Source organism: Rahnella sp. 1L-D-7-B-C2 (assembly GCF_057290995.1).
In genome coordinates, this window is record NZ_JBXAVQ010000001.1 from 585235 (window position 1) to 602335 (window position 17101).

The following is a 17101-nucleotide window of genomic DNA, read 5'->3' on the forward strand; positions in this document are numbered from 1 at the left end:
AGGGTTTTATGGCATTTACACTGACCAGCAACGATCTGCGCAACGGCGAGAAAATGCCGGAAACGCAGGTCTTCAATGGAATGGGCTACACCGGCGACAACCTGTCGCCACATCTGGCCTGGTCCGGCGCACCGGAAGGCACCAAAAGTTTTGTGGTAACCGTCTATGATCCCGATGCACCTACCGGCTCCGGCTGGTGGCACTGGGGCGTCGCCAATATTCCGGCTGACGTGACGGAGCTGCCGCAGGGCGCAGGCTCGGGTAAAGGCGGTTTACCTGCCGGTGCAGTGCAGACTCGCACGGACTTCGGCAAAGCCGGATATGGCGGCGCCGCACCTCCGCAGGGCGAGCATCATCACTATCATTTCACCGTATATGCTCTCGATGTAGAGCAGCTTGAAGTTAACGAAGAAGCCAGCGGTGCCTATCTCGGCTTCAACGTCCATTTCCATACGCTCGGCAAAGCATCACTGACAGTGATATATAGCTGATTCCTGTGGTATAAAAGAACCAGAAAAGGTGGTCAGTTTTGCTGACCACCGTTTTTTTATTGCGGCCTTCGTCGCGACATTGAAAAAAAGAATAAATGTTCTTCATCAAGGAGTCAGTCACAGTGAAAATTTCCACCCTGTCGCGCGCGTGCGCCGTGTTGTCTGCCGGCCTGTTTCTGGCGGCATGTAGCAGCAGCCATGAAGGCAAATCCAGCCAGGTTGCTCCCGGCACCGCGTCCCTGCCCGTGTTATCTGCGGACGAAGCGGCCAACTTTACAGCGAAAAAATATCTGGCCTTTGGCGGCCCTTCTTTGCAGGTTCAGCAACAGAGCTGGTTCCCGAAACTGGTCAGCACTGACGGTGTGAAAACAGACTTCGTGGTCGGCCCGCAGTTAGGCACCGACGGCGCAGCCTATTCCAGCGTACAACTGGCAGTCAATGCCGCACTGGCCGTGCGTAACCACGGTGAACGCATCTTCATCAAAATCCTGCCAGGTACCTACTCTGGCGCGGTTTACATCCCGGCGGGCTCTCCGCCAGTAACCTTATTCGGCGCAGGCAACAGCTCTTCTGACGTCACGCTGTCTCAGGGTCTGGAAGCCACCAGCACACCGGCCACATACCGTTCTACCGTCAGTCCTAATGGCCAGTTCCTGCCAGGCGACCGCGCGAACTATATGTTCCAGAACTGTGCGACGCAGACGACTGAAACCATCGGCACCGGCTGTTCCGCGACCGTCTGGTCACAGAGTAACGGCCTGCAACTGCAAAATCTGACCATCGGTAATGCCCTGCTCGATACCGTTGACGCGGGCGATCACTCCGCCGTTGCGCTGCGTACTGATGGCGATAACGTGGTTATCGACAACGTACGTCTGATTGGCCGTCAGAATACCTTTATGGTAAACACTGCCAACATCCATAACCAAACCGATAACAAACGCTATAGCCGCGCTTATGTGCACAACAGCCTGATCGTCGGCGACGTGGATTACGTGTTTGGCCGTGCCGTGGCGGTCTTCGACCATGTTGAATTCCACACTGTCAGCAGCCGTGGCGTGAAAGAAGCGTCCATCTTTGCGCCCAACACTCCGGCGAACGCCCCCTACGGTTTCCTGGTCACTGACAGCAATCTGACCGGTGACCGTGGTTTCGAGCAAGCCGCGAAAGCCAAAATGGGCCGCGCATGGGATGAAGGCGTTGCACAAGGCGGTTATGTTCCGGGCACCACACCGAACAGCCAGCTGGTGATCCGCGACAGCAACTTCGATAACAGCTACGACCAGATGAACCCGTGGGGCGCCGCGGCGTTCTCAGGCCGTCCGTTCGCCGGCAACGTACCGAAAGATGAAAAACAGCAGCGCGACCTGAACGATCCTAACTTCAACCGCCTGTGGCAGTACAACAACGTGCTGACTCAGCCAGCGAAGTAATTTGCAGTGATAACAAGGGTCTGATGACGTCGCAGGTCTGATAAAGAAAAAGCCGCAGGAGATAACTCCGGCGGCTTTTTTATTCCTCGTTCAGTACTCAGGCCATCTCATTACCCAACCTGAATACTGAAACTGTCCGTTCCAGATTCACCGCCTGTTCGTCAAGCGATGCCGCTGCACTGGCAGACTGCTGCACCAGCGCCGAGTTCTGCTGTGTCACGGTATCCATTTCCGCTACGGCCTGCGCAATCTGGCTGATCCCACGGCTTTGCTCGTCCGACGCCGATGCGATTTCATGAATAATCTGGGTGACGTGGCGCACGGAACCGACGATGTCCTCCATCGTGTCTCCGGCTTTGGCTACCAGTTGCGAACCGTTGTTCACATTAACCACTGATTTCTGGATAAGCCCTTCTATCTCTTTCGCTGCCTGACCGCTGCGCTGTGCCAGACTACGCACTTCGCTGGCGACGACCGCAAATCCGCGCCCCTGCTCACCCGCCCTGGCGGCTTCGACGGCCGCATTCAGCGCCAGAATGTTGGTCTGAAACGCGATGCCGTTGATCACGGTAGTGATTTCAGAAATCTGCTTCGAACTCACCGCAATTTCTTTCATCACCCCCACCACGTCGCTGACCAGTTTGCCTCCGCGTGCGGCGGTGTCTGCGGCATCGGATGCCAGCTGGCTGGCCTGTGTGGCATTGTCGGCATTTTGTTTAACCGTAGAGGTAAGCTGTTCCATACTTGCGGCGGTCTGGCCTAGCGCAGCCGCTTGCTCTTCGGTGCGCGCAGAGAGATCAATATTCCCCGCTGCAATCTCGCTGGAGGCACGCGTCACCTGCGTGACCCCTTCGCGAATATTACCAATGATGCCGTGCAGATTTTTATTCATGCCTTCGATGGCGCGGCTCAGCTGGCCAACCTCATCAGAACTGTGGCTGGTGACGTGCATCGATAAATCACCGGCGGCAATGCGTTCTGCCGTCGCTAAGGTCCGGCGCAGCGGCAGGGTCAGCTGACGGGTCATGCGCCATGAAATCAAAGCACCGGCAATAATGGTCGCGATGACGATGCCCACCATTTCACTGATGGTCTGGCTGACTTCATGATGAGTGTTGGCAATTTCGTGATCGAGCATGGTGTTGGAGGCCGAGGTCAGCGCCAGCCCGGCAGCGGCGAGTTGGGCAGCAATCTCTTTCGGGTCGCTTCCGGCCGGAGGATTCAGCGTTTGCTGCCAGCTTTCGCGATAACGGCGGATGTTTTCCGGCATCGCCTCTTCCAGTGGAAGGTCACGGGCATCCCACGAATAGGCGGCGACATCCGCCAGCCTCGCTTCCAGCTTATCCAGCGCCTGTGCGTTTTCTTCCACAAATTTAGGGTCTTTGGTCGCCATATAGGACAGACGGGAAAACTTCGCGCTGCTCAGCAGATCGTTAACGGTTTTTAGCAGCGTCACTTTTTCTGCCCGCTCATTGATGTTGGTCAGATGGTAAATGCCGGATACGGCAACGAGGGAACCCAGCAACAGAACCAGCGCAAAACCGGCACCGAGTTTATTAGCGATATTGGCGTGGCGAACCCGGCCAGCGATCCCTGAAAGTACGTTCATTTTTTTCTCCCTGATTTCCAAAATGGACTGATTCTGACAGTGGCGGGGCCACTGAAGAATGAGTGAATAACGGGAGAGTTATCGACCGGGTAGGCACAATGTTTAGAGGGTAATAAAAATAAGTCTTAACAATGGCACGGGATGCTCAGGAAACAAAAAAGCCCCTAATACAGGGGCTTGATCATTATTACGTGGCGGTATTATTCATCAATATCAAACAAATCATTAAACTCGTTAATTAATGATTCTGTTATCCACGAATTTCCAGAATGCTCACCCACATCGGGCCTTTACCTACGCTGTAGGTTTTAAGCGTCGTCAGCTGACCGTTTTCAGGGTTGATTTTCGCGACTTCAATGGCGTCAGATTTCTGACCGGCGGTGATAACAAACTTGCCGGTGTGATCGATATTGAACCCGCGCGGTTGCGTTTGCGTGGCGTGATGCCCCACCAGTTCAAGCACACTGCCATCCTCGGACACGGTCAGCACGGAGATCAGGCTGGCGGTACGATCTGACGCGTACAGGAATTTGCCGTCAGGCGTGATGTGCAGGTCGGCCGCCCAGCAGGTGCCGGTAAAATCGGCAGGCATGATGCCCAGCGTCTGCACCTGGCGGTATTCGCCGCTGGTGACGTCTTTCTGATACACGTCCACGCTGCTGTTCAGCTCATTCACGCAGTAAGCGAAATGATGATTCGGGTGGAAGGCCATGTGGCGCGGACCGGCACCTTCGGCGGTGCGCAGCTCAGCGGAATCATGCGGCGTAGCTTCACCGCTGACGCTGAAATCGAACTGACGGATACGGTCTTCTTTCAGCGCGGGGATCATTAGCAACTGGTTGGTCGGATCGATATTGGCAGAGTGCGGTGCCTGAATATTTTCCAGCACCTGCGTATGAGCGAGTGCGTGGCCCTGCTCATCCAGCGGATGAATGCTGACGTTATTGAAGCTGTAGGAAGCCGAGAACACAAAGCGCCCCTGAAGATCGATTCCCAGATGCGTCGGGCTGCCCGGCAGCGGTGCCATCGATGCTTCTTCGAGTTTACCTTCACTATCAATACGGTAAGTGAGAACGCCGAACGCAGGACGCACACCTACGTACAGGCGGTGGCCGTCAGGATGGATAACCATCGGCTGAACTTGTCCCGGCACTTCCACGGTTTGCAGCAGGCTCAGTTCACCACTGTCCGCCAGACGAAATGCATGGATTTGCTGGCTATCAGGGCTGGCAACGTAGACAACTTGCTTCATCACAACTCCTTATTAAATCTCATTAGATTTGAAAGCGTAGTTCAGGATAACCCAACAACCCCAAACCCTCCACGCCCTAAATAAACCGGGGAGCCGGCAAGGCATTCACTGCACCACGTCTGGCGGGTTTGTAGGTTTAATTAGCAGGCTTAACACGGTAACATGGTGATAATTTCTTCGATCCTCTCACTTTATGATGGACTGACCATGACTTATCGCATTATCGCACTCGATCTCGACGGTACGCTGCTCGACCGTCAAAAACGCATCCTGCCTGAATCTTTGTCCGCGCTGGCCGACGCCCGTGCTCAGGGTATCAAAGTCGTTATCGTCACCGGGCGTCATCACGTGGCGATCCATCCGTTTTATCAGGCCTTGCAACTCGACACCCCGGCCATCTGCTGTAACGGAACCTATCTCTATGATTATCAGGCACGTAAGGTGCTGACGTCCGACCCTATGGATAAAGTGAAGGCCAAAAAAGTGGTCGATTTGCTCGAGTATCACGGCATTCACGGCTTGCTCTATGTCGATGACGCGATGCTTTACCAGCAACCGAGTGGCCACGTCAGCCGTTCCATCGCCTGGGGCGAAACACTGCCGGAAGGCCAGCGCCCAAACATCGTACAGGTCAATAGCCTGCGCGACGCGGCCGACGATGCGCACTCGGTGTGGAAATTTGCTACGTCACATCAGGATCTCGATGCGCTGCATACTTTTGCCGCGCAGGTGGAAAACGAACTGGGTCTGGCCTGCGAATGGTCATGGCACGATCAGGTCGACGTCGCCAAAGGCGGCAACAGTAAAGGCCGTCGTTTGCAGGAGTGGGTCGAATCTCAGGGTATGAGTATGCAGAACGTAATCGCCTTTGGGGATAATTTCAACGATCTGAGCATGCTTGAAAATGTCGGGTTAGGCGTGGCAATGGGCAATGCAGCGGATGCCATTAAAGAGCGTGCCGCGCTGGTGATTGGCGACCATGAAACGCCGGGCATTGCGGACGTTATCCGCAGTAAAGTGCTGAGCTGATGCGGCCATAAAAGAAAACGCCCTCTTCTGTCATTGAGGAAGGCGTTTTAGGATAATCCAGAGGTTTTGTCAGTCCGTCTTTTTCTTTTCCGACCTGATGCATCGCGGAATTAAACGGTGATTTTCGTCGAAATAACGGCTTGGCCATATAGCTGAAGGCGGCACACCCAATGCCTGGGCGATGATCCTCTCACCCTTCGCCCAGGGGCGGGCCAGCGCGTTGGACAGCGTTGACGATCCTAAACCGGCTTCACGGGAGACCGCAGCCAGCGTGGTTTTCCTTTTGCGCAGTCCGGCAATGATATCCGCCGGATGCCAGTCATTTTCCATTTTCATCGTTCTTCCTTTTTTGTCGGTACTGTCATTGAAATGTGGTCTACTCTTTCCAGTAACATCGTTCAGTAACTCTAAACAACAATATGTTAAGGGATGCTTAACATGACGTCAATACAGTTTATATGGTTATTGACTATGATCGCTCACCGACTGAAATCAGCACGTAAAAAAGCCAACCTCACGCAGGAAAAACTGGGCGTTTTGGGCGGAATTGATGAGAGCACGGCGCGCTCAAGGGTGTCGCAATATGAGAGCGGCACGTACAGCCCGAACTTCGACACCATGTGTCACTTTGCCCGCGTGCTGAACGTGCCTGAATGCTATTTCTATATTCTGGACGACGACTTTGCCGAACAGGTTCTGGCATTGTATGAAACCTTTAACGCGTCAAAAGCTTAACGGTTTAACGACACGCTTTTGATCTGCGCATACAGCCATTGTCCGGCGCGGATCATCAGCTCATCCCGCGCCCAGGGTGTAATGCGTGCCCAGATAATGTGGCCGGCCATCGCCAGTTTCACTTCCACCTGATGACCCACGTCCAGACATTCCAGCACCTGCGCAGGCAGGACGTTACGAATGCTGCTGTTATTGGCCGTCGGCTGCAACACCAGTGAAACGTCGGTAGCATTAACCCGCACCCGCAAAGGCGTCCCCGGTTCTTCATCGACTTTACTGATCCACAGCCGCTGATCGCCAATGGCCAGCGCGGTCATTTCGTAGCGCGGATGATGTTCCAGCACGCTGACGTTCAGCACACTGCTTTGCTCCTCTTTTGGCAGCCACGGGCGCATCACATTGCTCGCCCAGACCTCCTCCAGATTGCCCATCGCCAGCACTTTGCCACCGTCAAGCACCAGCACTTTTTCCGCCAGCCGCAGAATTTCATCCAGACTGTGCGTGACGTACAGAATCGGAATACTGACTTCCTGTGCCAGCCGCTCAAGATAAGGCATCAGCTCGCGTTTACGCGGGAGATCCAGCGCCGCCAGCGGCTCATCCATCAGCAGAATTTCCGGCGCCGTCAGCAGCGCACGCCCAATCGCCACGCGCTGTTTTTCACCGCCTGAGAGCATCAATGGAAAGCGATCGAGCAAAGATTCAATGCCGAGCAGCTGTACTATGCTGTCGAACTGGCCGCGCATGGACGCCGCCATGCCATATTGCAAGTTGCCCTTCACGCGATAATGCGGGAACAGGCGCGCGTCCTGAAATACGTAGCCCACGCGTCGCTTCTCAGGCGGCAGGAATATTTTGTTGTCGGCATCAGATAATACCCGGCCATTGAGCGAAATATGTCCGCTGTCGGGCCGGGTCAGACCGCCGATGGCGTTGATAAGCGACGTTTTCCCCGCGCCGGACAAACCGAAAATCGCGGTGATGCCCTGTGCCGGTAACGTCTGTGTCACCTGCAAATTCAGCTCACCGAGCTGCTGACTGAAATCCAGTTCCAGCATGTCAGCCTCCCAGCCGCGTGCGGCTGCGTTTCGCCAGCCAGTCGGAAATCAGTAACGCCGCAAGAGACAACAGGATCGCCAGTACGCACAGCCGTGCCGCCGCGCCTTCTGCGCCGGGGGTTTCAATCAGGGTGTACATGGCCAGCGGAATGGTGCGGGTTTCGCCGGGGATGTTTGAGACGAAGGTGATGGTCGCGCCAAATTCGCCCAGCGAACGCGCGAACGCCAGCACTACGCCGACGATCACTCCGGGCACCGACAGCGGCAAGGTGATGGTAAAAAACACCCGCCACGGCGAGGCACCGAGCGTGCGTGCGGCGAGCTCAAGTTTCGGATCCACGGCTTCCAGCGACTGGCGGATAGCGCGCACCATCAGCGGAAACGCCACAACGGCAGAGGCCAGCACCGCGCCGTGCCAGCTGAAACTGAAGCTAAACCCAAACCAGTCATATAACCACTGGCCCACCACGCCCCGTCGCCCCATCACCACCAACAGCAAATAGCCAATCACCACTGGCGGTAACACCAGCGGTAAATGGATAATACTGTCGAGCAGGGATTTGCCGGGAAAGCGGCAGCGGACCAGGATCCACGCCATCAGAATACCAAGTGGCAGACTGCAAACTACGGACAGGCTCGATACTTTCAGACTGAGAAAGACCGCCTGCCACTCATATTCACTCAACATCATCAGCGTGGCGTAAATCCATAATGTTTGAAGATCTCAGCGGCAGCAGGCGTTTTCAGGTAATCATAAAACGCGCTGACCGTCGGATTTTCGTGGCCTTTAACAATAGCCATCGGGTATTCCACCGGCTTATGACTTGCAGCCGGGAAGATGCCGACAACCTTCACTTTTTTGCTGGCGACGGCATCAGAACCGTAGACGATACCCAGCGGGGCTTCTTCACGCTCGACCAGCGCCAGAGCGCCACGAACGTCGCTGGCGCGCGCCAGTTTAGGTTCCAGCACGGTCCAGGCGCCCAGTTTTTGCAGCGCTTCTTTGGCATAAATCCCCGCAGGGACGTGGTCCGGATCGCCGACGGCTAAGCGACTGTCGCCAATCAGCTTCAGCCACTCGGTTTTTTCAGAGATATCGACTTTATCGATTTTGCTGGTTTTCGCAGAAACCAGCACCAGCTCATTGCCGAGCAGAGTATAACGGGTGTTATCGACAATTTGCTGTTTGCCGATGGCGTAATCCATCCACTGCTGATCGGCTGAAATAAACAGATCCGCCGGTGCGCCCTGCTCAATCTGACGCGCCAGCGTAGAAGACGAGGCGAAAGAAGACACCACCTGCACGCCTTTCTCTTTCTGATACTGCGTCGCGATGTCCTGCAACGCGTTGGTCAGCGACGCCGCGGCAAAGACCGTAATTTTGTCTGCGGCCTGCGCCTGCACGTTTAGCCCTGCCATCAGCACGGTCGCCGTAAATAATGTTGTCCAGGAAGCTTTCATCGTTTTCCTCGCCTGTTATCTGTTATTCATACATCACATGATGCGTTATGTAGGCAACAATATAGCGCAGGAAAATGGGTTGTCATCTGATTTATCGGCGGAAACTGGCAGAACTTGAAGTTTGTTGATCTGGCTGCGGTAAATATTTTTTCAGGGGTTTGCGCTGCCCGCAGAAAAAAGAAAACCCGGCACAATGGCCGGGTTCTTCAGATTCAGACTGCTTCACGACAACTCAGTAATGAGGCTTACTGCGGGACTCTTTAGAGTGGCCGATAACGGAAATAACGTTGAAGACTGTGCCCAGCCCCCAGATCAGACCCAGGATCACCGCGATGAAGACCGGCACCATGATGGCAGCAAATACCAAACTTTCGATTAATTCTAACATGATAGCCTCACTTGACTGGCTGGATCGCACAACGGCGGCGATGTTCATAAACTGTATGACAGACTGTCACAGATAATAGCAGTACGGGGCGGGAATTACTTTAGCATTTCGCCAACTTGCCTGCGGACGGGTATAACGGCGACAATACATCTTCGTCTATTAAGGAAGCTGATATGCAAGCTGAAATTCTGTTAACCCTCAGGCTACAAGAGCGGCTATTTGCCGACCCGCGCCGTATCGAATTACTGCGGCAGGTACGCCACACCGGCTCGATCAGCCAGGGCGCAAAACTGGCAGGCATCAGCTACAAAAGCGCGTGGGACGCCATCAACGAGATGAACCAGCTGGCGGATGAAACGTTGGTAGATCGCAGCACCGGCGGCAAAGGCGGAGGCGGCGCAATCCTTACCCCTTACGGCGAACGTCTAATTCAGCTGTACGAGTTGCTGGCGCAGATCCAGCAAAAAGCGTTTGATGTACTTAAAGAAGATTCCCTGCCTCTCGACAGCCTGCTGGCCGCCATTTCCCGTTTCTCGTTACAGACCAGTGCGCGCAATCAGTTCTTCGGCAAGGTGGTAGAACGCAGCCATGAGAGCGTGCAGCAGCATATCAATGTGATGCTGGCCGACGGGAAAACACAAATACGCGCCGCCATTACCGAGCAAAGCGCCGACCGTCTGACGCTGACGCCCGGCAAGGAAGTGCTGGTGCTGATCAAAGCGCCGTGGATAACCCTCGGGTTCAGCGCCGAAAATCCACACAACGCGTTGCAGGGCGACGTGACCCACATTCAGCGCGGCGATGTGAACAGCGAAGTGCTGCTGAAACTCACCGGGGGCGAGACGTTGTGCGCCACGGTGCCGAACGTGGAAATGGATACGCTGAAGCTGGAAACCGGCCAGACGGCGTTTGCCCAGTTTGATGATGACAAAGTGATTATTGCCACGCTATGCTGAAAAAACATTGATAATCAGAATCTTGCAGAATCAGCGCTGACACTTTGCAGAATTGTCAATTGACTCGGAGAACCTCAGCGCTTATCCCTTAATTTATAATTATTTCGAATTAAGGGATAAAAATGTCGTTACATATTTCGCAAGGCATTTTCCGTCTGAGCGATACCCGAACCCTCGTACTTTCCGATCTCACTGTTCAGCAGGCTGATACCTGGGCGTTCGTTGGCTCCAACGGCAGCGGAAAATCCGCACTGGCCCGCGCGCTGGCGGGCGACCTCACGTTGCTAAAAGGCACCCGAGAAAACAGCTTTGCCCACATCGTCCGGCTTTCCTTCGAGCAACTGCAAAAACTGGTGGCCGATGAATGGCAGCGTAACAACACCGATATGCTCAGTGAAGGTGAAGACGATACCGGCCGCACTACTGCTGAAATCATTCAGGAAGAGGTGCAGGATCCGGCGCGCTGTGCCGCCCTCGCCGCGCAGTTTGGCATTGAGAAATTGCTCAACCGCCGTTTCAAATATCTTTCCACCGGTGAAACCCGTAAAACGCTGCTGTGCCAGGTGCTGATGCAACAGCCTGACTTGCTGGTGCTTGACGAGCCTTTCGACGGCCTCGACGTCAATGCGCGCGCCCAGCTGGCAGAGTTGCTGGCCACGCTGGCCGGACAGGGTCAGACCATGGTGCTGGTGCTGAACCGTTTCGATGATATTCCTGCATTTGTGCAGAACGTCGGCGTGCTGGCCGATTGCACGCTGGCCTCCGTCGGCCCGCGCAAACAGGTGATGGCCGATGCGCTGGTGGCGCAGCTGGCCCACAGCGAAAGCCTGAGCGGCATGGCGGTCCCGGAAGCGGAAGATCCGACTGCCCGCGTCAGTCCGCCTGCCGACTGCCCGCTGATTGTGCTGCGCAACGGCGTGGTGCAGTACGACGACAAGCCAATCCTGCACAATCTGAGCTGGCAGGTCGAACACGGCCAGCACTGGCAGATCACCGGGCAAAATGGTGCAGGTAAATCGACCCTGCTGAGCCTGATTACCGGCGACCACGCGCAGGGTTACAGCAACGATCTGACGCTGTTTGGCCGCCGTCGCGGCAGCGGCGAAACTATCTGGGATATCAAACGCCACATCGGTTATGTCAGCAGCAGCCTGCATCTGGATTACCGCGTCAGCACCAGCGTGCGTAACGTGATTACCTCCGGCTTCTTCGATTCCATCGGCATTTATCAGGCGGTTTCAGACCGGCAACGTCTACTCACCAGCCAGTGGCTGGCCTTGCTAGGTCTCGGTGGCGCAGCCGGAGATACGCCGTTCCACAGCCTGTCCTGGGGGCAACAGCGTCTGGCGCTGATCGCCCGCGCGCTGGTCAAACACCCTGCGCTGTTGATCCTCGATGAACCTTTGCAGGGGCTGGATCCGATTAACCGCCAGCTGGTGCGCCGCTTTGTCGATATTCTGATTGGCGAAGGAGAAACCCAGCTGTTGTTCGTATCGCACCACGCTGAAGATGCGCCTGAGTGCATCACGCATCGTCTGAGCTTTATTGCGGACGGCGATATCTACCGGTACCAGATCGAACAACGTTAAAACGTGGTGGCCTTCTAGGTACGGAAGGCCTGTTTTCTTCATTTTCCCCGCACTTTCCTCCCCTGCCTGCCGCTTTATCACCGGGAAACCGTTTTCAGATAGTGCGAAATCAGGAGTGTAAGCGATTACACCTAGCGCCGTTTCTGGTCTGTAGCGCTTTACAGCTGACTTTCCTTACCGCTGGTATCAGCTGTTTAGCGCAGTGGAAAGGTGCTAAACTGTTTGTGTAAGCGATTCCATTTTATTGGGGATGGATCACCTTTTTCAGCCTTGCAGCGTGATATCGTTGCAGCATTGATAATCATCGGGGAGCGATTATGTACGTCTTAGTCACAGGTGGTAGCGGTTACATCGGGAGTCATACTTGCGTGCAATTGATTGATGCGGGTTATACGCCAATCATTCTGGATAATCTTCACAACAGTAAAGTCAGCGTGCTGGAGCGTATCAACACGCTGACCGGTAAAACGCCGCTGTTCTACGAAGGCGATATTCGTGACCGTACGATCCTCGATAAAATTTTCAGCGAACACAAAATTCACTCAGTGATCCACTTTGCTGGCTGGAAAGCCGTCGGTGAATCCGTCGCTAAACCGCTGGCGTATTACGACAACAACGTCACCGGCACATTGGTACTGGTGGAAGCGATGCGCGAGGCCGGCGTCAAAAACCTGATTTTCAGCTCTTCTGCCACCGTGTATGGCGATCAGCCTAAAACGCCTTATGTCGAAGACTTCCCGACCGGCAATCCTTCCAGCCCGTATGGCCGCAGCAAACTGATGGTCGAGCAGATCCTGGAAGACGTGCAACGCGCGGAACCTGACTGGAGCATTACGCTGTTGCGCTACTTCAACCCGGTCGGGGCACATCCGTCGGGCCTGATGGGTGAAGATCCACAGGGCGTACCGAACAATTTGATGCCGTTCATCGCGCAGGTGGCCGTGGGCCGTCGTGAATCCGTTGCGGTGTTTGGGAATGATTACCCAACCAAAGACGGCACCGGCGTGCGCGATTACATCCACGTGGTCGATCTGGCCGACGGCCATCTGGCAGCCATGAAAACCCTGCACAACAAGCCCGGCGTGCACATTTATAACCTCGGCGCAGGCTTTGGCCAGAGCGTACTGCAAGTGATCAATGCCTTCAGCAAAGCCTGCGGCAAGCCGGTGAAATATACCTTTGCGCCACGCCGTGACGGCGACCTGCCGGCTTACTGGGCGGATCCGACCAAAGCGGAGAAAGAGCTGAACTGGAAGGTGACACGCACGCTGGAAGATATGGCGAATGACACCTGGCTCTGGCAGTCAAAAAACCCGCAGGGTTACCCAAATTAAGGCGGATAAGGAATCTTTATGACCACGTTTGACCCGATTGAACATCCGCATCGCCGCTACAATCCGCTGACCGATCAGTGGATTTTAGTCAGCCCGCACCGCGCTAAACGCCCGTGGCAGGGTCAGCAGGAAGCTGTTTCCGATGAAGTGCTGCCCACGCACGATCCGGACTGCTTCCTGTGTCCAGGAAATACCCGCGTCACCGGCGATGTGAATCCGCACTATACCGGCACGCACGTCTTCACCAATGACTTTGCCGCGCTGATGGCGGATACGCCGTTTGCCCCGAAAAGTACCGATCCGCTGATGCGTCTGGAAAGCGCGCGCGGCACCAGCCGTGTCATTTGCTTCTCGCCCGATCACAGCAAAACGTTGCCGCAGCTGTCGGTAGAAGCGCTGACTGAGATCGTCAAAACCTGGCAGGAACAGACTGCGGATTTAGGTAAAACCTATCCGTGGGTGCAGGTTTTCGAGAACAAAGGCGCGGCAATGGGGTGCTCTAATCCGCATCCGCACGGACAGATTTGGGCCAACAGCTTCCTGCCGAACGAAGCGGAACGCGAAGACCGTCTGCAACGCACGTATCTTGAACAGCAGGGTTCGCCGATGCTGGTTGATTACGCGCAGCGCGAACTGGCCGACGGCAGCCGTACCGTGGTGGAAACCGAACACTGGCTGGCCGTGGTGCCATATTGGGCGGCATGGCCGTTCGAAACGTTGCTGCTGCCTAAAGCGCACGTCAAGCGCATCACCGATTTGTCCGAAGCACAGCGCAGTGATTTAGCGCTGGCGTTGAAACAGCTGACCAGCCGTTACGACAATCTGTTCCAGTGCTCCTTCCCGTATTCGATGGGCTGGCACGGCGCGCCATTTACCGAGGGCGACCACGAACACTGGCAACTGCATGCCCATTTCTATCCGCCGTTGCTGCGTTCAGCCACGGTACGTAAATTCATGGTCGGCTATGAATTGCTGGCCGAAACCCAACGCGACCTGACGGCTGAACAAGCCGCTGAACGTCTGCGTGCGGTGAGTGATGTCCATTATCGTGAGGTCGGAGAAAAATAATGAATCTGAAAACTAAAGTCCTTGAAATCTTTGCTGATAAATTCGGCTACCCTGCGACCATCACCATCAAAGCGCCGGGCCGTGTGAACCTGATCGGCGAACATACCGACTACAACGACGGCTTCGTGCTGCCGTGTGCCATCGACTATGAAACGGTGATCGCCTGCGCCCAGCGTAATGACCGCCAGATCCGCGTCATCGCCGCCGATTACGACAACGAAGAAGACAGCTTCTCGCTCGACGAACCTATCCTGCACAGCGACGCGCATCCGTGGGCCAACTACGTGCGCGGCGTGGTGAAACATCTGATGTTGCGTAACAAAGATTTCTCCGGCGCGGACATGGTGATAAGCGGCAACGTGCCGCAGGGCGCGGGGCTGAGCTCATCGGCATCGCTGGAAGTGGCGGTCGGTCAGGCGCTGAAATCTCTTTACGATTTGCCGCTGGACGGCGTTGCACTGGCGCTCAACGGACAGGAAGCAGAAAACCAGTTTGTCGGCTGTAACTGCGGCATCATGGATCAGCTGATTTCTGCCCTCGGCAAAGAAAATCACTCCCTGTTGATCGACTGCCGTTCCCTGGAAACCCGCGCGGTGTCCATGCCGAAAAACGCCGCGGTGGTCATCATCAACTCCAACGTCAAACGCGGTCTGGTCGACAGCGAATACAACGCCCGTCGCGAACAGTGCGAAGTGGCTGCCCGCTTCTTCGGCGTTAAAGCGCTGCGCGACGTTGACCCTGCCCTGTTCTTCTCCATTCAGGATGAGCTGGATCCGGTGGTGTCACGCCGTGCCCGTCACGTCATCACCGAAAACGACCGTACATTGGCTGCCGCTGACGCGCTGGCCAGCGGCGACCTGAAACGCATGGGCGAGCTGATGGCAGAATCTCACGCCTCTATGCGCGATGACTTTGAAATCACCGTACCGCAAATCGACAAACTGGTGGAAATCGTTAAAGAAGTGATTGGCGATAAAGGCGGCGTACGTATGACCGGCGGCGGCTTCGGCGGCTGCATCGTGGCGCTGGTGCCGGAAGATATGGTGGAAAAAGTCCGTCACGCGGTGCAAGAGCAATATCAGGCACACAGTGGCCTGAAAGAAACCTTCTACGTCTGCACCGCATCGCAGGGAGCCGGCGTATGTTAAAACCTGAAAATACGCAGCTGGCGCCCGATGGCCAACCGTTTGAACAGGTGACGCTACAGAATGCGGCGGGTGCTACCGCCACTTTCATGGACTGGGGCGCGACCTGGCTGTCCTTCACGTTGCCGCTGGCGGACGGCACCACGCGCGAACTGCTGCTCGGCTGTCAGTCAACGCACGACTATATGAATCAGAGCGCCTATCTGGGTGCCACAGTCGGGCGCTATGCCAACCGCATCGCCCGTGCGCAGTTTGAGATCGAGGGTAAACCGCATCTGGTGGTCGCCAATCAGGGTGTACACCAGTTGCACGGCGGGCCGGAAGGTTTCCATGCGCGCCGCTGGAAGATCCTGTCTCAAAGCGCGCAGAAAGTCAGTTTCCAGCTGTTCTCCGCCGACGGCGATCAGGGTTTTCCGGGCAATATGACCGCGACGGTGCATTATCAGCTCACCGACGATAATCGTCTGGAAATCCGCTACGACGCGACGGTCGATAAGCTGTGCCCGGTCAATCTGACCAATCACGCTTATTTCAATCTCGACGGCGAAGGCACGGATGCGCGTCAGCACAAGCTGCAACTGTTTGCCGACCGCTTCCTGCCGGTCGACAGCGACGGAATTCCGTGCGCCGATCCGACCACGGTGGAAAACACCGGCATGAACTTCAACGCGCCGAAAACGCTGGCGAAGGATTTCCTCAGCGATCGCGATCAGCAGCGTGTGAAGGGCTATGACCATGCCTATCTGCTCAACCGCACCTGCAATTCCGGCGAATTCCCGGCGGCGCATTTGTGGTCTGCCGATGGTAAGGTGCAGATGACTGTTTTCACCTCTGCACCAGCGCTGCAGCTTTACAGCGGCAATTTTCTCGGTGGTACACCGAACCGCACCGGCGGCGAATATGCCAGCTACAGCGGCGTGGCGCTGGAAAGTGAATTCCTGCCAGACAGCCCGAATCACGCTACCTGGCCGCAGCCCAGCTGCTGGATAAAACCAGGTCAGACCTATAAATCTGCCACGACCTACCAGTTCTTCGCGCTGTAATCCTGATGGACAGGATCGCCCGATCCTGTCCTGTTTTGTGACTTACCCCGCATCTGCGCCAGCACATTCTTCAGCTAAAGACTTCAGCCGCATCTACGCTTAGTGAGTGTCCTGCGAAAAGGACGTTTAATAAGGAGTTCGTTATGCGTTTACCCGTTGTATTAACCCTGCTGGCTACCTTGTGTGTGGCGGGTTCTGCGCTGGCTGCAGATCCGGTCAAAGCACCTTCTGCGGCACAAACCGCGCAACGTCAGAAAATGACCGATTGTAATTCGCAGGCTACTACGCAATCCCTCAAAGGCGAGGACCGCAAAAAATTCATGAGTAATTGCCTGAAAGCAGAAAGTAACGCTACCGAAAAACTGAGCCCGCAACAGGAGAAAATGAAAACCTGTAATGCTGATGCGGCGAAGAAAGAGCTGAAAGGCGATGCACGTAAAACCTTCATGAGCACCTGCCTGAAAAAAGCCAGCTAATTACGCTGCACTTTTATACAAAACGCGCGGTTCG

18 protein-coding genes are annotated in these 17101 nt (G+C 55.5%); 11 read left to right on the top strand and 7 right to left on the bottom strand.

Annotated features, from left to right (window positions below; all coding sequences use genetic code 11):
• The first annotated feature begins 8 nt into the window (after positions 1–8).
• Positions 9–491 (top strand): kinase inhibitor, encoded by a 483-nt coding sequence (locus AC0Z7K_RS02585; protein ID WP_485612648.1) that lies wholly within the window; start codon positions 9–11, stop codon positions 489–491.
• Between the two features lie 122 nt (positions 492–613).
• Positions 614–1924: a putative acyl-CoA thioester hydrolase gene (locus AC0Z7K_RS02590; RefSeq protein WP_485612650.1), complete on the top strand. Its 1311-nt coding sequence runs from the start codon at positions 614–616 to the stop codon at positions 1922–1924.
• Between the two features lie 97 nt (positions 1925–2021).
• On the opposite strand, the gene AC0Z7K_RS02595 is transcribed toward AC0Z7K_RS02590, so the two are convergent.
• Together AC0Z7K_RS02595 and pgl are read right to left on the bottom strand one after the other, a co-directional pair.
• Positions 2022–3533 (bottom strand): methyl-accepting chemotaxis protein, encoded by a 1512-nt coding sequence (locus AC0Z7K_RS02595; protein WP_413528316.1) that lies wholly within the window; start codon positions 3531–3533, stop codon positions 2022–2024.
• A gap of 250 nt (positions 3534–3783) precedes the next feature.
• Positions 3784–4785, bottom strand: a complete 1002-nt coding sequence (gene pgl / locus AC0Z7K_RS02600; protein WP_485612651.1) for a 6-phosphogluconolactonase — start codon at positions 4783–4785, stop codon at positions 3784–3786.
• 207 nt (positions 4786–4992) lie between these two features.
• Between pgl and AC0Z7K_RS02605 the strand changes: the two genes are divergently transcribed.
• Positions 4993–5814 carry a pyridoxal phosphatase gene (locus tag AC0Z7K_RS02605; RefSeq protein WP_485612653.1) on the top strand — a complete coding sequence of 274 codons (822 nt, stop codon included), beginning with the start codon at positions 4993–4995 and terminating at the stop codon, positions 5812–5814.
• A gap of 69 nt (positions 5815–5883) precedes the next feature.
• Here AC0Z7K_RS02605 and AC0Z7K_RS02610 read toward each other — a convergent pair whose 3' ends face one another.
• A complete protein-coding gene (locus tag AC0Z7K_RS02610; protein WP_413528318.1) occupies positions 5884–6144 on the bottom strand; it encodes a helix-turn-helix domain-containing protein in 261 nt (86 codons plus the stop codon).
• A 141-nt stretch (positions 6145–6285) separates the two neighbouring features.
• Between AC0Z7K_RS02610 and AC0Z7K_RS02615 the strand changes: the two genes are divergently transcribed.
• Complete coding sequence (locus tag AC0Z7K_RS02615; RefSeq protein WP_485612655.1) at positions 6286–6549, top strand: helix-turn-helix domain-containing protein; 264 nt, start codon at positions 6286–6288, stop codon at positions 6547–6549.
• On the opposite strand, the gene modC is transcribed toward AC0Z7K_RS02615, so the two are convergent.
• From modC to AC0Z7K_RS02635, 4 genes are all read right to left on the bottom strand, one after another.
• Positions 6546–7607, bottom strand: coding sequence for a molybdenum ABC transporter ATP-binding protein ModC (modC, locus tag AC0Z7K_RS02620; protein WP_485612656.1), 1062 nt, complete (start codon positions 7605–7607; stop codon positions 6546–6548). The genes AC0Z7K_RS02615 and modC overlap by 4 nt on opposite strands.
• 1 nt (position 7608) lies before the next feature.
• Complete coding sequence (gene modB / locus AC0Z7K_RS02625) at positions 7609–8298, bottom strand: molybdate ABC transporter permease subunit (RefSeq protein WP_413528311.1); 690 nt, start codon at positions 8296–8298, stop codon at positions 7609–7611.
• The gene (modA, locus tag AC0Z7K_RS02630) at positions 8298–9068 is read right to left on the bottom strand and encodes a molybdate ABC transporter substrate-binding protein (protein WP_485612658.1); all 771 of its coding nucleotides are present in this window, start codon (positions 9066–9068) and stop codon (positions 8298–8300) included. Before modA ends, modB begins: the two co-directional genes overlap by 1 nt.
• 232 nt (positions 9069–9300) lie before the next feature.
• Entirely contained in the window at positions 9301–9456 is a 156-nt protein-coding gene (locus AC0Z7K_RS02635; RefSeq protein ID WP_112166616.1) for an AcrZ family multidrug efflux pump-associated protein, read from the bottom strand.
• A 173-nt stretch (positions 9457–9629) separates the two neighbouring features.
• Between AC0Z7K_RS02635 and modE the strand changes: the two genes are divergently transcribed.
• From modE to AC0Z7K_RS02670, 7 genes are all read left to right on the top strand, one after another.
• Positions 9630–10412: a molybdenum-dependent transcriptional regulator gene (gene modE / locus AC0Z7K_RS02640; protein ID WP_485612660.1), complete on the top strand. Its 783-nt coding sequence runs from the start codon at positions 9630–9632 to the stop codon at positions 10410–10412.
• Between the two features lie 122 nt (positions 10413–10534).
• The gene (modF, locus tag AC0Z7K_RS02645) at positions 10535–12001 is read left to right on the top strand and encodes a molybdate ABC transporter ATP-binding protein ModF (RefSeq protein WP_485612662.1); all 1467 of its coding nucleotides are present in this window, start codon (positions 10535–10537) and stop codon (positions 11999–12001) included.
• Between the two features lie 317 nt (positions 12002–12318).
• Entirely contained in the window at positions 12319–13335 is a 1017-nt protein-coding gene (gene galE / locus AC0Z7K_RS02650) for a UDP-glucose 4-epimerase GalE (protein ID WP_485612664.1), read from the top strand.
• An 18-nt stretch (positions 13336–13353) separates the two neighbouring features.
• Positions 13354–14403, top strand: a complete 1050-nt coding sequence (gene galT / locus AC0Z7K_RS02655; RefSeq protein ID WP_485612666.1) for a galactose-1-phosphate uridylyltransferase — start codon at positions 13354–13356, stop codon at positions 14401–14403.
• Positions 14403–15551, top strand: coding sequence for a galactokinase (gene galK / locus AC0Z7K_RS02660; RefSeq protein ID WP_485612667.1), 1149 nt, complete (start codon positions 14403–14405; stop codon positions 15549–15551). Before galT ends, galK begins: the two co-directional genes overlap by 1 nt.
• Positions 15545–16591 carry a galactose-1-epimerase gene (gene galM / locus AC0Z7K_RS02665; RefSeq protein WP_485612669.1) on the top strand — a complete coding sequence of 349 codons (1047 nt, stop codon included), beginning with the start codon at positions 15545–15547 and terminating at the stop codon, positions 16589–16591. Before galK ends, galM begins: the two co-directional genes overlap by 7 nt.
• Before the next feature lie 143 nt (positions 16592–16734).
• The gene (locus tag AC0Z7K_RS02670; protein ID WP_485612670.1) at positions 16735–17067 is read left to right on the top strand and encodes a PsiF family protein; all 333 of its coding nucleotides are present in this window, start codon (positions 16735–16737) and stop codon (positions 17065–17067) included.
• Positions 17068–17101: the final 34 nt, after the last annotated feature.

Excerpts from the sequence above, each read along its gene's own strand:
- modB (WP_413528311.1), bottom strand. The coding sequence starts at position 8,298 with ATGATGTTGAGTGAATATGAGTGGCAGGCGGTCTTTCTCAGTCTGAAA.
- galE (WP_485612664.1), top strand. The coding sequence starts at position 12,319 with ATGTACGTCTTAGTCACAGGTGGTAGCGGTTACATCGGGAGTCATACT.
- AC0Z7K_RS02610 (WP_413528318.1), bottom strand. The coding sequence starts at position 6,144 with ATGGAAAATGACTGGCATCCGGCGGATATCATTGCCGGACTGCGCAAA.
- modA (WP_485612658.1), bottom strand. The coding sequence starts at position 9,068 with ATGAAAGCTTCCTGGACAACATTATTTACGGCGACCGTGCTGATGGCA.
- modC (WP_485612656.1), bottom strand. The coding sequence starts at position 7,607 with ATGCTGGAACTGGATTTCAGTCAGCAGCTCGGTGAGCTGAATTTGCAG.
- AC0Z7K_RS02635 (WP_112166616.1), bottom strand. The coding sequence starts at position 9,456 with ATGTTAGAATTAATCGAAAGTTTGGTATTTGCTGCCATCATGGTGCCG.
- galM (WP_485612669.1), top strand. The coding sequence starts at position 15,545 with ATGTTAAAACCTGAAAATACGCAGCTGGCGCCCGATGGCCAACCGTTT.
- AC0Z7K_RS02595 (WP_413528316.1), bottom strand. The coding sequence starts at position 3,533 with ATGAACGTACTTTCAGGGATCGCTGGCCGGGTTCGCCACGCCAATATC.
- pgl (WP_485612651.1), bottom strand. The coding sequence starts at position 4,785 with ATGAAGCAAGTTGTCTACGTTGCCAGCCCTGATAGCCAGCAAATCCAT.
- AC0Z7K_RS02670 (WP_485612670.1), top strand. The coding sequence starts at position 16,735 with ATGCGTTTACCCGTTGTATTAACCCTGCTGGCTACCTTGTGTGTGGCG.
- galK (WP_485612667.1), top strand. The coding sequence starts at position 14,403 with ATGAATCTGAAAACTAAAGTCCTTGAAATCTTTGCTGATAAATTCGGC.
- modE (WP_485612660.1), top strand. The coding sequence starts at position 9,630 with ATGCAAGCTGAAATTCTGTTAACCCTCAGGCTACAAGAGCGGCTATTT.
- AC0Z7K_RS02615 (WP_485612655.1), top strand. The coding sequence starts at position 6,286 with ATGATCGCTCACCGACTGAAATCAGCACGTAAAAAAGCCAACCTCACG.
- AC0Z7K_RS02585 (WP_485612648.1), top strand. The coding sequence starts at position 9 with ATGGCATTTACACTGACCAGCAACGATCTGCGCAACGGCGAGAAAATG.
- galT (WP_485612666.1), top strand. The coding sequence starts at position 13,354 with ATGACCACGTTTGACCCGATTGAACATCCGCATCGCCGCTACAATCCG.
- AC0Z7K_RS02605 (WP_485612653.1), top strand. The coding sequence starts at position 4,993 with ATGACTTATCGCATTATCGCACTCGATCTCGACGGTACGCTGCTCGAC.
- modF (WP_485612662.1), top strand. The coding sequence starts at position 10,535 with ATGTCGTTACATATTTCGCAAGGCATTTTCCGTCTGAGCGATACCCGA.